Below are 14,362 nucleotides of genomic sequence, written 5' to 3'. Positions count from 1 at the left end.
GGATGGCAACGGACGAGACCCCGGAGCCGGAGCGCACGCCGGAGGGGCAGCCGGAGCCCGGCCCGGCGCGGGAGGGGCGTGCGGACAGTCCCGCCGGGCGGCAGCCGATGCCGCCGGAGAGTCCCCGCCGTCCAGGGTGGGCGGACGGGCGCACCGCCGGAGCGGAATCGGAGCCCCAGAAGAACGAAGCCGGACAGAAGGGGACTGAACCGGCAGTTGGTGCGGGTGTGGACGTGGCTGCGGACGAGGAAGCCGCCGCGCCTCCGCTGACCGGTAGGCAGCGGCTCCGCGCCGGTCTGTGGCCGCCGCGGGTGTCCCGGGCTCAACTGATCGTCGCGTTGCTCCTGTTCATTCTCGGCCTCGGCCTCGCGATTCAGGTACGTTCCACCAGTGACAGCAGTGCGCTGCGGGGCGCGCGCCAAGAGGACTTGGTGCGCATTCTGGACGAACTGGACAACCGCTCCCAGCGGTTGACGGATGAGCAGCGGCGCCTGGAGGGACAGAAGACCGAGCTGGAGAACAGCTCGGACCAAGCCGAGGAGGCCCGTAAGCAGACCGTGGAGAAGGAACAGCAGCTGGGTGTGCTGGCCGGGACCGTCGCGGCGCAAGGCCCCGGCATCAACCTGACCATCGACGACCCCCACCACTCCGTGGAGGCGGACAAACTGCTGGACACCATCCAGGAACTGCGGGCGGCCGGGGCCGAGGCGATCCAGGTCAACAACGTTCGCGTCGTCGCGAACACCTCTCTTTCGGACCTCCGGGGCGGGGTGGAGATCGACGGCAAGACCGTCACGCCGCCGTACCGCTTCAAGGTCATCGGGAAGCCGGAGGACCTGGAGCCGGCGCTCAACATCCCTGGCGGAGTGGTCCAGACACTGGAAAAGGAGCAGGCCAAGGTGTCTGTGGCCCGTGAACAGAAGATCATTGTGGACGCCTTGCGGGAGGCGAAGCGGCCTGACTACGCTCGGTTGTCATCCCAGTGAGGCGTCTACGTATGGTGATGGCCCGGCGAGGGCATGAGGTAGCGGGGGGTCGACGCACCGTGCGTGTGGTGTGTGGTGGAAACTGTCTGAAGGCCACGGACGTTCACAGGATGTCCGGATCGGCCGGTGTGTGCATCGAGGGTTCGTCCTGCCCCACGGGCGGGTCTGTGTCGTACAAGGGGAATCGCCCGTGAAGTTGTTTGGAAAGCTGTTCGGCAAGAGCGCGCGTCAGGAAGGCGACGGCGGCTCCGCGCGGCACCGCGCTCCGCGCCGCCCGGAGGAGGGCTCCGGGTCCGAGAGCCGTCCGCTCTTCCGTGATGAGGTCGGCGGTCCGTCCGGGGGGCATGGCGCGGGTTCTGTTGACCCCTCCGGTGCCGGCCGCATAGGTTCCCAGGAACCATCAGCCGCACACACGGGTGGAGGGCCGACCTTGCCGGTTTGTACGAGGTGTGGGCACCGGAACGCCGAGGCGAGCCGGTTCTGCTCCAACTGCGGCGCGCCGCTGCGCCCGGGGGCCCAGCCCGAGCGGGCCTCCGAGACGACGTCGACGATCTCCATCTCGGGGCTCGAGGCGTACGACGCGGAGGCCACCGGGCAGAACCTGTCCCCGGCCCTCTCGCCGGAGGCCCAGGCCGCCGTCGACGCCCTGCCGATGGGCTCGGCCCTGCTGGTCGTCCGCCGGGGTCCGAACGCCGGCAGTCGCTTCCTCCTGGACGGTGAGCTGACGACGGCGGGTCGGCACCCGCAGGGCGACATCTTCCTCGACGACGTGACGGTCTCCCGCAGCCACGTGGAGTTCCGCCGCGGTTCGGACGGCCGTTTCACCGTCACCGACGTCGGTAGCCTCAACGGCACCTACGTCAACCGCGAGCCGATCGACTCCGCGGTGCTCTCCAACGGCGACGAGGTCCAGATCGGCAAGTACCGCCTGGTCTTCTACGCGAGCCAGCGAGGCGTCGGTATCTGACCGTCAGGGAAGGCATATGCGCCACACACCGACAGGCGGTGCCGGCTCGTCCGGCACCGCCTCCTCGGACCGCAAACCGATGAGCATCGGCACGGTGCTCAACGTCTTGCGCGAGGAGTTCCCCGAGGTCACCATCTCCAAGATCCGGTTCCTTGAGGCCGAAGGGCTGGTCGAGCCGCAGCGCACGCCTTCCGGGTACCGCAAATTCACCGCGGCGGACGTCGAGCGTCTGGCGAGCGTGCTGCGGATGCAGCGGGACCACTACCTCCCCTTGAAGGTCATCAAGGAGCACCTCGACGCCCTGGAGCGGGGCGAGCAGGTGCAGCTGCCCGCCCCGGCGGCGCCGCGGGACCTCGTCGAGGGCGTCTCCGATCCCGACGAGGAGCGCCCGACGGCCGCCCGGGTCGGCCGGGCCGAGCTGCTGGCCGCCACCGAGGTCGACGAGGCCGCGCTCGCCGACTGGGAGTCGTATGGACTCATCGTCCCCCACGAGGACGGGGGATACGACATCGAAGCGGTCACCGTCGCCAAACTCGTGGCGGACCTCGGTCGATTCGGTCTGGAGCCGCGGCACCTGCGGGCCGTGAAGGCGGCCGCGGAGCGCGAGGCGGGGTTGGTCGAGCAAGTCGTGGCACCCCTTCGGCGGCACCGGAACCCGCAGACCCGGGCCCATGCCGAGGCCACTGCCAGGGAGCTGGCCACGCTGTCGGTGCGGCTGCACGCGGCGCTGTTGCAGAGTGCCCTGCGCATCCGCCTGCCGTGAGCAAACGAGTGCCCGACTACCCAAACCGGCCGGGCACGGCCTAGGGTTGCTGTGTGAACGAGCTCGACGTCGTGGGTGTCCGGGTGGAGATGCCTTCCAGCCAACCGATCGTGCTGCTGCGGGAGGTGGGAGGCGACCGTTACCTGCCCATTTGGATCGGGCCGGGAGAGGCCACCGCCATCGCGTTCGCCCAGCAGGGCATGGTCCCTGCCAGGCCGCTGACGCATGACCTCTTCAAGGACGTGCTCGAAGCCGTGGGGCAGGAGCTGACGCAGGTCCGGATCACGGATCTGCGCGAAGGGGTCTTCTACGCCGAACTGGTCTTCGCCAGCGGTGTCGAGGTCAGTGCGCGGCCGTCGGACGCCATAGCGCTGGCGCTGCGCACCGGGACCCCGATCTTCGGTACCGATGGTGTGCTGGACGACGCGGGCATCGCCATCCCCGACGAGCAGGAGGACGAGGTGGAGAAGTTCCGCGAGTTCCTCGACCAGATCTCGCCGGAGGACTTCGGCACCAGCCAGTGATCGGCCAGGTGAACCACCTGTTTCCGGCCAACCTGTAATCCCTTCCCCGTGACAAGTCACGAGAAACCACTCGTAGGGTGATTATCACTCGGCGTGGCGAGCGCGGCGATCGTTGACGCACCCCGAGTGACTGCATACCGTCGATAAGGCAGGTCCCGTCCGGGACGTGGAGGACGGAGGGCGGCGTGGCAATCACCGGCGACGGTACGGCGGCGGAAGGGGCATTGCCGCTCCACAGGGGCTCGGCGGCGAACCGCGGCCCCGTACAGGCCGCTGCGATGTCGGGGGCCCGCGAGGCGGAGAGCATCGGCTACCGCGGACCGACCGCGTGTGCGGCGGCGGGCATCACCTACCGACAGCTGGACTATTGGGCGCGCACGGGCCTGGTGGAGCCCAGCATCCGGCCTGCCTACGGGTCCGGGACCCAGCGGCTCTACAGCTTCCGGGACGTCGTCGTCCTGAAGATCGTCAAGCGGCTGCTGGACACCGGGGTGTCGCTGCAGAACATCCGCACCGCCGTCCAGCACCTGCGGGCGCGCGGACTGGACGACCTGACGCGGATGACGCTGATGAGCGACGGGGCGACGGTCTACGAGTGCACCTCGCCGGACCAGGTCGTGGATCTGCTCCAGGGCGGCCAGGGGGTCTTCGGGATCGCCGTGGGTGTGGTGTGGCGGGACGTGGAGGGCGCACTGTCGCAGCTCCACGGTGAGCGGGTGGACACCGGCGAGACGCTGATCGGGAAGAACCCGCACGACGAGTTGGCGCGGCGCCGCAATCGGGCCGGCTGACGGACGGCCGACGACCGTCGGGCTTTGCGGGCCCGGGATCGGGTCGATTGTCAGTGGTGTGCGGCAGCATCAGTGGTGTGAGACGTGCGCCGACGATCCTGCATCTGGACATGGATGCGTTCTACGCGGCCGCCGAGCAGGCGGCCAAGCCGAGCCTGCGGGGGAAGCCCGTGGTCGTCGGCGGGATCGGGCCGCGCGGCGTGGTCGCCACCGCCTCGTACGAGGCGCGGGTCTTCGGGGTGCGCTCGGCGATGCCGACGGCGCAGGCGCGTCGGCTGTGTCCCAACGCCGCCTATCTCAGTCCGCGGTTCACGCTGTACCGCCAAGTGAGTGACACGGTCATGGAACTGCTGCGGGCGCTCTCGCCGCTCGTCGAACCGCTGAGCCTGGACGAAGCCTTCGTGGACCTGGAGGCGGGCGGGGTGCCGGCGGAGACGGCCGCGGTGCGGGCGGTGGGGGAGCAACTGCGGCGCGACATCAAGGCGGCCACGGGGCTGACCGGTTCGGTGGGCCTGGCCGGCGCCAAGATGCTCGCCAAGATCGCGTCCGAGGCGGCGAAGCCGGACGGCCTGGTGGTGATCGAGCCCGGCACCGAGCGGGAGCTGCTCGGGCCGATGCCGGTGCGGACGCTGCCCGGGGTCGGGCCGGCGACGGCCGAGACGCTGCGCCGGGCCGGGATCCACACCGTCGCGGAGACCGCGGAGGCCGGCGAGGCCGAGCTGGTGCGGCTGCTGGGCAAGGCGCACGGCACCGGGCTGTACGCGATGGCGCTGGGCCAGGACGACCGGCCGGTGGTGGCCGAGCGGGACGCGAAGTCGGTGTCGGTGGAGGACACCTTCGAGGTCGATCTGACCGACCGGACGCGGGTGCGGAACGAGGTGCTGCGGCTGGCCGACCGGTGCGTGGGGCGGCTGCGGGCGGCCGGCCGATCCGGGCGCACGGTGGTGATCAAGGTCCGGAACTACGACTTCTCGACGCTGACCCGGTCCGAGACGCTGCGCGGGCCCACCGACGACCCGGCCGTCGTCCGGGAGGCCGCGGTGCGGCTGCTGGAGACGGTGGACACCACGGGCGGGGTGCGGCTGCTGGGCGTGGGGGTGACCGGGCTGGCCGACTTCACACAGGAGGACCTCTTCGCCCAGCTGGCCACGGAGCGGGAGGCCGAGGAGCAGGCGGCGGGCGGGGCGGCGGAGCCGGCCGAGGAGGCGGCGGGCGAGCCGGAGGCCGGCGTGGAGCTGCCGCGGCGCTGGCATCCGGGGCTGGACGTGGTCCACGAGGAGTTCGGTGCCGGGTGGGTGCAGGGCAGTGGCCTGGGGAGGGTGACCGTACGGTTCGAGACGCCATGGTCCGCACCGGGGCGGGTGCGGACCTTCACCGTCGACGATCCGGCGCTGCGGCCGGGCGAGCCCCTGCCGCTGCTGGGCGGGCCGGATCAGTCGTCCGCGCCGGCGATCCGTCCGAAGTCGGTGTCGCCGGCGGGCGAGGCGGAGTCGGAGGCCGGTGAGGAGATATCCAGGCGGTAGTGGTGGTAGAGCTGGAGTTCCTGCTCGGGGGAGAGGTGCCGGCCGACGCCGAAGTCCGGGGCGTCCTTGATCAGCTTCCGGTCGTAGGGGATGTGCAGGCTGTCGCCGACCATCTTGCTCGGTTCCAAGGGGACGAACGCATCCCGGCTGAACAGGCCGGTGCGGACGGCCGCCCACTCCGGTTCGCCCGTCGCGTCGTCGAGGTACACCTCGTCGACGGTCCCTATTTTCGCGCCGTTCCGGTCGAACGCTTTGCGGCCGATGAGGCTCCGGGGATCGATATCGGTTTGCACGGTCCCTCCACTTGGTCGCAACTGCCTTGTGACAACTACGAAACGGCACATTTCATGCCCCGGCCACTCGAAGGATCGTTTCGGCGGTGCGCTGGTAGGCTGGCGATTGGCCGTCGACCCCATGCGGGAGAGTCCTTTGTCGTTCGCGACCAGGGCGCCGAAGGAGCAAATCCTCCCCGGAATCTCTCAGGCACACGTACCGCATGGACGAGGTCACTCTGGAAAGCAGGGCGGGCCACGGACAGGCACCATGCCGGAACCCCTCCTCACCGACGGTGAAAGCCGGACCGCAGCCCGCGGACCGGTGAAGCTCTCAGGTTGAGATGACAGAGGGGGAGGCCGTCCGGGCACCAGCGCCGTGGTGCCCCTCGTAGGTCGTACTGACCAGGAGGCCCCCGCAGATGAACACCCACCGCATCTCCCTGACCGAGCTGGAGCGGGGCATCCCGTTCGAGCACCGGCACGTCGGCCCCGACCACGAGGCGCAGGCGAAGATGCTCGCGCAGGTCGGCTTCGGATCGCTGGACGAGCTCACGGCCACCGCCGTGCCCGACGTGATCAAGAGCACCGAGGCGCTCGGTCTGCCGGAGGGCCGCACCGAGGCCGAGGTCCTGGCCGAGCTGCGCGCGCTCGCCGACCGCAACCAAGTGCTGTCGCCCATGATCGGGCTCGGCTACTACGGCACGTTCACCCCGCCGGTGATCCTGCGCAACGTCATGGAGAACCCCTCCTGGTACACGGCCTACACGCCCTACCAGCCGGAGATCTCGCAGGGTCGCCTGGAGGCCCTGCTGAACTTCCAGACCGTCGTCGCCGACCTGACCGGACTGCCCACCTCCGGTGCGTCGCTGCTGGACGAGGGCACCGCCGCCGCCGAGGCGATGGCGCTCTCCCGCCGGGTCGGCAAGGTCAAGCAGGGCGTGTTCCTGGTCGACGGCGACTGTCTGCCGCAGACCGTTGCCGTGATCCGGACCCGCGCCGAACCGACCGGTGTGGAGGTCGTGGTCGCCGACCTGTCCGACGGTATCCCGCAGGAGATCGCCGAGCGCGGCGTCTTCGGTGTGCTGCTCCAGTATCCGGGCGCGTCCGGCGCGGTGCGCGACCTGCGCGCGGTGATCGAGCGGGCGCACGAACTGGGCGCGATCGTCACCGTCGCCGCCGACCTGCTGGCGCTGACGCTGCTCACCTCGCCCGGTGAGCTCGGCGCGGACATCGCGGTCGGCACCAGCCAGCGCTTCGGCGTCCCGATGGGCTTCGGCGGCCCGCACGCCGGCTACATGGCCGTCCGCGAGCAGTACGCCCGCAGCCTGCCCGGCCGTCTGGTGGGCGTCTCCGTCGACGCCGCCGGCAACAAGGCATACCGCCTGGCGCTGCAGACCCGCGAGCAGCACATCCGCCGCGAGAAGGCCACCAGCAACATCTGCACCGCGCAGGTGCTGCTCGCCGTCATGGCCGGGATGTACGCCGTCTACCACGGCCCCGACGGGCTGCGGACCATCGCCCGGCGCACCCACCGCTACGCCACGATCCTCGCCGCGGGTCTGCGGGCCGGCGGGGTCGAGCTCGTCCACGACGCCTACTTCGACACCCTGACCGCGCGGGTGCCCGGCCGGGCCGCCGAGGTCGTCGCCGCCGCCCGCGAGGCCGGCATCAACCTCCGCGAGGTCGACGCCGACCTGGTCGGCATCGCCTGCGACGAGACCACCGGGCGTGCCCAGCTCACCGGCGTCTGGGGCGCGTTCGGCGTCCAGGGCGACATCGACGCGCTGGACGCGACCGTCGACGAGAGCCTGCCGCAGTCCCTGCTGCGCACCGACGACTACCTCGGCCACCCGGTCTTCCACCAGCACCGTTCCGAGACGGCGATGCTGCGCTACCTGCGCACCCTCGCCGACAAGGACTACGCGCTGGACCGGGGCATGATCCCGCTCGGCTCCTGCACGATGAAGCTGAACGCCACCACCGAGATGGAGCCGGTCACCTGGCCGGAGTTCGGTCAGCTGCACCCCTTCGCCCCCGCCGACCAGGCCCAGGGCTACCTCACGCTCATCCGCGAACTGGAGGAGCAGCTGGCCGCGGTCACCGGCTACGACAAGGTGTCCATCCAGCCCAACGCCGGCTCCCAGGGCGAACTGGCCGGTCTGCTCGCGGTGCGCGCCTACCACCGCGCCAACGGGGACGAGCAGCGCACCGTCTGCCTGATCCCGTCGTCGGCGCACGGCACCAACGCCGCCAGCGCCGTGATGGCCGGCATGAAGGTCGTCGTCGTCAAGACCGGTGCGGACGGCGAGGTCGACACCGACGACCTGCACGCCAAGATCGAGAAGTACCGGGACGAACTGGCCGTCCTGATGGTCACCTACCCGTCCACCCACGGCGTGTTCGAGGAGCACATCACCCAGATCTGCGCGACGGTGCACGAGGCCGGCGGTCAGGTCTACGTGGACGGCGCCAACCTCAACGCCCTGGTCGGCCTCGCCGAGCCGGGCAAGTTCGGCGGCGACGTCTCGCACCTCAACCTGCACAAGACGTTCTGCATCCCGCACGGTGGCGGCGGCCCCGGCGTCGGACCGGTCGCGGTCCGCGCCCACCTGGCGCCGTACCTGCCCAACCACCCGCTGCAGCCCACCGCGGGCCCGGAGACCGGCGTCGGACCGATCTCCGCCGCCCCCTGGGGCTCGGCCGGCATCCTGCCGATCTCGTGGACGTACGTCCGCCTCATGGGCGGTGCGGGCCTCAAGCGCGCCACCCAGGTCGCGGTGCTCGGCGCGAACTACATCGCCAAGCGCCTGGAGCCGCACTACCCGGTGCTCTACACCGGCCCCGGCGGACTGGTCGCCCACGAGTGCATCGTCGACGTCCGACCGCTGACCAAGGCGACCGGGGTGAGCATCGACGACGTCGCCAAGCGGCTCATCGACTACGGCTTCCACGCGCCGACGATGTCCTTCCCCGTGGCCGGCACGCTGATGATCGAGCCGACCGAGAGCGAGGACCTGACCGAGCTGGACCGGTTCTGCGACGCGATGATCGCCATCCGCGCGGAGATCGAGAAGGTCGGTTCGGGGGAGTGGGACAAGGACGACAACCCGCTGCGCAACGCCCCGCACACCGCGGCGGCGCTCGGCGGCGAGTGGAACCACCCCTACAGCCGCGAGGAGGCCGTCTTCCCGGCCGGCGTCAACGCCGCGCAGAAGTACTGGCCGCCGGTGCGCCGGATCGACGGCGCCTTCGGTGACCGCAACCTCGTCTGCTCCTGCCCGCCGCTGGACGAGTACGACGTCTGATCACCCCCGCCACCGGTGACCGGTGGCAACAGCAAGGGCCCTCGGCGGATGCGCCGGGGGCCCTGGTGTACGTGCCGGGTGACTGCGGAGTCACGCGGCGGCGGTGACCCGCGGCGGGTCGACCGGCCGATGCGGCGCGATGACCTGCCCGTCCGGCAGCAGCTCACCGGTGTCCTCGAAGAGCAGGACGCCGTTGCACAGCAGGCTCCAGCCCTGCTCCGGGTGGTGCGCCACCAACTGGGCGGCCTCCCGGTCGGTGGAGTCAGCTGATGGGCATGGCGGTTGATGCTGGCACATGGAAAATGTCTTTCGCTGCGGAGTGGTGAACGTCGTGCGGCTCGATGCGATGCTCATGGCCGCTCCCCCGTTTCATGTCGGTCCCAGTCTTGCCCTACGGACGGGATTCCGCAGGGATTTCGCAGCAGCGGTACACACTCGATACGGACGTGTCACCCGTGCGGGCGGTTGCTTCCAATTGCGCGCCCGTCCGCAGGCGTTGGCGCGCTACCGGCGCACAGGGGCGCACGGCGTGGTGCGCCCCGCGGCCGGAGAGGTCGCGGGGCGCATGGGTGCACGGTGTCGTGCGCGGTGACGGGCTTCCGTCCCGCGCGACGCGGCGGGCCTGCGGCGGGTGGTCAGGCCGGCTCGCGGAGCAGGGGCGTCGGGCCCAGGCGGAGGGTCAGGCGGGGCAGCAGGTCGGCGACCCGCTGCGGGAGGTAGGAGGCGATCCCGGGCGGGGCGGGCGCCAGCGGTACCAGGAGGTCACCGGCGGCGGGCATCCCCTCCGCGCCGTCCGCGGTGAGGTCGTGGTGCAGCCACAGGGTGAGCATGTACAGCTCCGGCACGGACAGCAGGCGCGGCTGGTAGGGCGCGGTGAGCGACTCGGCCTGCTGCAGGGCCCGTTCGGTCGCGGCGACATAGGGGCCGTCGCAGAAGTGCGAGAACGTCCAGCCGTCGGCGGTCAGCCGGGCCTCGGCGGCGGCCACGGCGCGCTCGCCACCGCGGATCAGGAAACGCCAGCCGGCAAGGCGGGTGCGCGGCGGGCCGGCCTGGCTGACGTCGTCCCAGACGTGCACGGGCAGCGGGTGGTCGGGGCTCAGCGGCCCCTGGTGGGTGCGGAGCGCGGCGGCCGGGGCCTCGCGGACCGCGGTGGGGGAGCCGAGGGCGCTGAGGATGCTGCGCAGGGCGGGCGCAGGGGAGGGAGGAACGTGCAGCGGCATGGCGGGTCGCCTCTCACTTAGGAGACACGGTGGAGCGTGGCAGTGCGGACGGCGCTGTCTGCGGGCGGGTCAGAGCCTGGCCGACCGCAACTGCGGACCGACGGGTCGGCAGCGGTGTCGGGGCACCGATGGGGGCACCGCCGCGCTGGGCGCCAAATCTCTGCCTCGTCTGCGAAGTTTATACGACATATGTTCTGGAAGTGTTTCGGCTACTCGCCTTGTGGATTTCCGGCAAGAGGGAATCCGGTCCGCCATTCGGGGCGATTTCCGCCGCTTTGGGCGGGAGCTGGAAGAGGCCACCTCGTAATTCTTCGACGAAGCGGTAGGCCGGAACCCGTCGGTGTTTTTTACGAGCGAATTACGGTGGGTGCCGGCAGGGTGGATATGCCCCTGGGAAATGCCTCGGGCGCGCTCTCCGAGAGTAACGGTACCGGCATGCCCCTGAGGCGTTATCGATCAGATTGTCGGGGCATCATCGACCGTAGCCCGTACCCCGGCGCGCCGGGGGCGGTACCGACCAGCCCGTGGCCGCGAGCCGTTCACCTAGGAGGTACCCGCCGATGGGGGAGAAGGTCGCCGCGGAGGGGAACGACCTGGCGGACCGGGAGCGCTATCGAAGAAAGCTGCACGACTGCCTGGAGGGATTGCGACGGCTCCTGGCGGAGAAGCGGTTCGACCGCCCCAAGAATCTCATGGGGCTGGAGATCGAACTCAATCTCGCGGGCGCCGACGGGCGTCCCCGCATGCTGAACTCGCAGGTCCTGGAAAGGATCGCCAGCGGCGATTTCCAGACCGAACTCGCGCAGTGCAATCTCGAGGTCAACATCACCCCGCACCGATTGTCCGGACGGGTACTGGACCAACTCGCCGAAGAACTCCGCACCGGACTCGGCTATGCCGAGCGAAAATCCCGGGAAGTCGCCGCCCGCATCGTCATGATCGGCATCCTGCCGACCCTGAACGCCGACGACCTCACCGTCGCCAGCCTCTCCGCCAACGACCGCTATGTGCTGCTCAACGACCAGATGCGGGCCGCCCGCGGCGAGGACTTCGTCATCGACATCCAGGGCGTCGAGCGCCTGATCACCCGCTCGCCGTCGATCGCCCCCGAAGCCGCCTGCACCTCCGTACAACTGCACCTTCAGGTGACGCCCGGCCGGTTCGCCGCCGTCTGGAACGCTGCCCAGGCGATCGCCGCCGCCCAGATAGCCGTCGGCGCCAACTCCCCGTTCCTGTTCGGGCGGGAGCTGTGGCGCGAATCGCGACCGCCGGTCTTCCAGCAGGCCACCGACACCCGCGCACCCGAACTCCAGGCCCAGGGAGTGCGCCCGCGCACGTGGTTCGGCGAGCGCTGGGTGGACTCCGCCTACGACCTGTTCGAGGAGAACCTGCGCTTCTTCCCGCCGCTGCTGCCACTGTGCGGACCACAGGACCCCCTGCGCGTCCTCGACGAGGGCGGCGTGCCCGACCTCGCCGAACTGATCCTGCACAACGGCACGATCTACCGCTGGAACCGCCCCGTCTACGCGGTCGCCGACGGCCTCCCGCACCTCCGTGTCGAGAACCGGGTGCTGCCGGCCGGCCCGACCGTCGCCGACGTCATCGCCAACACCGCCTTCTACTACGGCCTGGTGCGCGCCCTCGCCGAGCAGCCGCGCCCCGTCTGGACCCGGCTCCCGTTCACCGTCGCCGCCGCCAACTTCGACACCGCCTGCCGCCACGGCATCGACGCCACCCTCCGCTGGCCCCGGCCCGGCCGCGCCGGCGGCCTCACCGAGATCCCCGCCGTGCGCCTGGTGCAACAGGAACTCCTGCCGCTGGCGGCCGCCGGGCTGGACGCCTGGGGCGTCGAACCGGCCGACCGCGACCACTACCTGGGCATCATCGAAGCACGCTGCGCACGCCGGGCCAACGGGGCGTCCTGGCAGACCGCGGCGTTCCACCACGCGCTGCGGCAGGGACTGCCCCGGGATGCCGCCCTGGCGGCGATGACCCGGCGCTACAGCGAGCTGATGCACACCGGGGAGCCGGTGCACACCTGGCCGGTGCCGTGGGCGGCCGGCGCGGCCGTCGTACCGGCGCAGCGCCGGACGGCGGCCGGGGGCACCGTCGCGTGACGCCCGGCGGGGCCGTCCGGTCAGCTGACGCCGGTGCCGCGGTCGGTGCGGATCTGCGGGCTCGTCGCCGGGGAGTCGTCGACCGGCAGGTCCGCCACCTCGACGGCGAACGCCGGCCGGTAGGTGCACGTGCAGACCCGCCTACGGGGACGGCGGGTCGGTGAGCGGTGCGGCGAAGTGCGGGCGACAGCAGGGGACTTGAGCCGTGACGCGCCCGGTGACGCGGCCGTGGACTGTGCGGACACGCCCTAGTGGGGGCCGCGGCTGCCCGCCGCCATGATGGCCTTGAGGATCACCTCGTGGATCTGCGACGGGTCGTCGACGCGGTGCGCGCAGCCGCCGGTCGGGGCCGCGATGCGGGCCAGCGCCGACCGGTCGGCCCGCGGACCGATTCCGACGGCGACCAGCGGCACCGGCCGCTTGGGGTCGGCGAGCCGCTTCAGGTCGATGACCAGGGCGTCCAGGCCGATGCCGGCGGCATCGTCGTCGGCGCCGTCGGTGACGACCACCAGCGCGTTGGACTTCCCGCTCGCGTGAACGTGGACAGCGCCTGGAGGAGGGAGTCCTTGGCCAGGTCCATGCGGGACCGGCCGCCCTGCCCGGGGACCGGCAGCGCCATCGACGGCGAGGCGTCCACGGCGGTGGTGATCCGGGCGCTCTGCACCGTGATGGTCCACATGCCCAGCAGCGCCTGGAGCTCCTTGGACGTCGGCGGGTCGGCCGGGGCGGCGGCGAACGGCTGCGGTGCACGGCCGCCCGCCTTGCCGGTCAGCGGCGGGTCGGCGCTGCCGTTGCCGGCCCGGAAACCGTGGTCGCGCAGGGTCTGCTGCCCCGAGGTGTCGTCCAGCAGCGTCATGAAGCGGTTGGCGGCGCGGCTCTGGTCGGCGGTCAGGGAGTCCTCGTCGACGAGGGTGTACGGGTAGGTGAGCTGCGCCGTGCCGTCCGTGGGGTAGAAGAGGTCGAGCGCGGGGCCGGCGTCCCCACTGGTGTTGTGGGCGTACGCGGCCTGTTCGGACAGGAGCAGCGCCTGGTTGCGGCGCGGATTGCCCTGTTCGGCCCCCGAGCCGTTGCGCGGCAGGGTGGCCAGCACCTGGCCGTCGCCGTCCGCGACCCGCTCGTAGAGCAGTTTGGCGGTGGCCGCGGTACGGGTGGCGGCCTCGTCGCCGCTGTCGGTCTCCTTGCGGTCGGCGGCATCGATGCGGGCCAGGGCGAGCAGCCCGGTGGCGCTGCGGGCCGGGTCGGCGACACCCAGGCGCAGCGCGCGACCGGAGGCGGCCCGGGTCAGCGAGGTCCAGGAGTAGGTCTTCCCCGGCCAGCCGAGGGTCTTGGCGGCGTCGTGGACCGCGCCCAGCGCGAGCGGCGAGGAGGCGACGGCGCCGACGGCGGTCAGGGACGACCCCCGGTTGTCGGTGACCTGGTTCACCCACAGGTCCGAATCGGGCACCCATACCTGGAAATCCGGGTTGGCCGGCCGCTGCCCGAGAGAGTCGGCCACCTCGGAGGAGGGCCGCGCATTGATCTTGACGTCCAGGCATCTGCCGTCCGTGCGGACCGCGTCCTCGCGGGCCTTGTCCGCCACCGCGTCCAGCGCCGGCGCGATATCGGGCGAGGCGATCACTTCCAGCCGTACGGAATCGCCGCCGCACGACGCGCCGAAGGGGAGGAGCCCGCCGCGCAGCGCCACGACGGAGCCGGTGGCGGCGATCACGAGGACGGCGGTGGCGAGGACGACCGTCCGGCGGCGGGTACGGGGGGACCCCGTTCCCTGTGGTGCGGAGTCGTCAGGCAAGCTGTGACGTCCCATGCGGTAGCGCCTCTCCTGATACTCGGAGTTCCGGAGCCCCGGACCTCTATCGGGATCGATGCGGACGGAAACACCCCACGTGGAGCG

General features: G+C 71.3%; 12 protein-coding genes, 1 pseudogene and 1 riboswitch. Of the genes and pseudogenes, 8 read left to right on the top strand and 5 right to left on the bottom strand.

Features of this window, described 5'->3' with window-relative positions; all coding sequences use genetic code 11:
* Window positions 1–2: 2 nt before the first annotated feature.
* From JNO44_RS09085 to JNO44_RS09060, 6 genes are all read left to right on the top strand, one after another.
* A complete protein-coding gene (locus JNO44_RS09085) occupies window positions 3–986 on the top strand; it encodes a DUF881 domain-containing protein (RefSeq protein WP_205362851.1) in 984 nt (327 codons plus the stop codon).
* A 118-nt stretch (window positions 987–1,104) separates the two neighbouring features.
* A complete protein-coding gene (locus JNO44_RS09080) occupies window positions 1,105–1,953 on the top strand; it encodes an FHA domain-containing protein (protein WP_235095948.1) in 849 nt (282 codons plus the stop codon).
* 16 nt (window positions 1,954–1,969) lie between these two features.
* Window positions 1,970–2,716, top strand: coding sequence for a transcriptional regulator FtsR (gene ftsR / locus JNO44_RS09075; RefSeq protein WP_205362847.1), 747 nt, complete (start codon window positions 1,970–1,972; stop codon window positions 2,714–2,716).
* 53 nt (window positions 2,717–2,769) lie between these two features.
* A complete protein-coding gene (locus JNO44_RS09070; protein ID WP_205362846.1) occupies window positions 2,770–3,240 on the top strand; it encodes a bifunctional nuclease family protein in 471 nt (156 codons plus the stop codon).
* Between the two features lie 185 nt (window positions 3,241–3,425).
* On the top strand, window positions 3,426–4,031 hold the full coding sequence (locus JNO44_RS09065) for a MerR family transcriptional regulator (RefSeq protein WP_205362845.1): 606 nt from the start codon (window positions 3,426–3,428) through the stop codon (window positions 4,029–4,031).
* A gap of 77 nt (window positions 4,032–4,108) precedes the next feature.
* On the top strand, window positions 4,109–5,554 hold the full coding sequence (locus JNO44_RS09060) for a DNA polymerase IV (RefSeq protein WP_205362844.1): 1,446 nt from the start codon (window positions 4,109–4,111) through the stop codon (window positions 5,552–5,554).
* Here the strand turns inward: JNO44_RS09060 and JNO44_RS09055 are convergent.
* A complete protein-coding gene (locus tag JNO44_RS09055) occupies window positions 5,464–5,898 on the bottom strand; it encodes a PRC-barrel domain-containing protein (protein ID WP_073448290.1) in 435 nt (144 codons plus the stop codon). The genes JNO44_RS09060 and JNO44_RS09055 overlap by 91 nt on opposite strands.
* Window positions 5,899–5,961: 63 nt before the next feature.
* Window positions 5,962–6,059, top strand: a riboswitch (glycine riboswitch).
* Between the two features lie 189 nt (window positions 6,060–6,248).
* On the opposite strand from JNO44_RS09055, the gene gcvP reads away from it, so the two are divergent.
* Complete coding sequence (gene gcvP, locus JNO44_RS09050) at window positions 6,249–9,134, top strand: aminomethyl-transferring glycine dehydrogenase (RefSeq protein WP_205362843.1); 2,886 nt, start codon at window positions 6,249–6,251, stop codon at window positions 9,132–9,134.
* Between the two features lie 90 nt (window positions 9,135–9,224).
* On the opposite strand, the gene JNO44_RS09045 is transcribed toward gcvP, so the two are convergent.
* A complete protein-coding gene (locus JNO44_RS09045; protein WP_039638273.1) occupies window positions 9,225–9,431 on the bottom strand; it encodes a DUF5999 family protein in 207 nt (68 codons plus the stop codon).
* A gap of 338 nt (window positions 9,432–9,769) precedes the next feature.
* Window positions 9,770–10,354 carry a hypothetical protein gene (locus tag JNO44_RS09040; protein ID WP_039638274.1) on the bottom strand — a complete coding sequence of 195 codons (585 nt, stop codon included), beginning with the start codon at window positions 10,352–10,354 and terminating at the stop codon, window positions 9,770–9,772.
* A gap of 560 nt (window positions 10,355–10,914) precedes the next feature.
* On the opposite strand from JNO44_RS09040, the gene JNO44_RS09035 reads away from it, so the two are divergent.
* Complete coding sequence (locus JNO44_RS09035; RefSeq protein WP_205362842.1) at window positions 10,915–12,471, top strand: glutamate-cysteine ligase family protein; 1,557 nt, start codon at window positions 10,915–10,917, stop codon at window positions 12,469–12,471.
* Window positions 12,472–12,491: 20 nt separating this feature from the next.
* On the opposite strand, the gene JNO44_RS09030 is transcribed toward JNO44_RS09035, so the two are convergent.
* A complete protein-coding gene (locus JNO44_RS09030; protein ID WP_205362841.1) occupies window positions 12,492–12,716 on the bottom strand; it encodes a hypothetical protein in 225 nt (74 codons plus the stop codon).
* Window positions 12,717–12,719: 3 nt separating this feature from the next.
* Window positions 12,720–14,275 (bottom strand): annotated as a pseudogene (locus JNO44_RS09025) (substrate-binding domain-containing protein).
* Window positions 14,276–14,362 lie beyond the last annotated feature (87 nt).

Source organism: Streptomyces noursei (genome assembly GCF_016917755.1).
Lineage (GTDB): Bacteria > Actinomycetota > Actinomycetes > Streptomycetales > Streptomycetaceae > Streptomyces > Streptomyces yunnanensis.
This window is presented reverse-complemented; position numbering and strand designations above follow the sequence as displayed.

Excerpts from the sequence above, each read along its gene's own strand:
- JNO44_RS09085 (WP_205362851.1), top strand. The coding sequence starts at position 3 with ATGGCAACGGACGAGACCCCGGAGCCGGAGCGCACGCCGGAGGGGCAG.
- ftsR (WP_205362847.1), top strand. The coding sequence starts at position 1,970 with ATGCGCCACACACCGACAGGCGGTGCCGGCTCGTCCGGCACCGCCTCC.
- JNO44_RS09055 (WP_073448290.1), bottom strand. The coding sequence starts at position 5,898 with ATGTGCCGTTTCGTAGTTGTCACAAGGCAGTTGCGACCAAGTGGAGGG.
- gcvP (WP_205362843.1), top strand. The coding sequence starts at position 6,249 with ATGAACACCCACCGCATCTCCCTGACCGAGCTGGAGCGGGGCATCCCG.
- JNO44_RS09045 (WP_039638273.1), bottom strand. The coding sequence starts at position 9,431 with ATGTGCCAGCATCAACCGCCATGCCCATCAGCTGACTCCACCGACCGG.
- JNO44_RS09040 (WP_039638274.1), bottom strand. The coding sequence starts at position 10,354 with ATGCCGCTGCACGTTCCTCCCTCCCCTGCGCCCGCCCTGCGCAGCATC.
- JNO44_RS09035 (WP_205362842.1), top strand. The coding sequence starts at position 10,915 with ATGGGGGAGAAGGTCGCCGCGGAGGGGAACGACCTGGCGGACCGGGAG.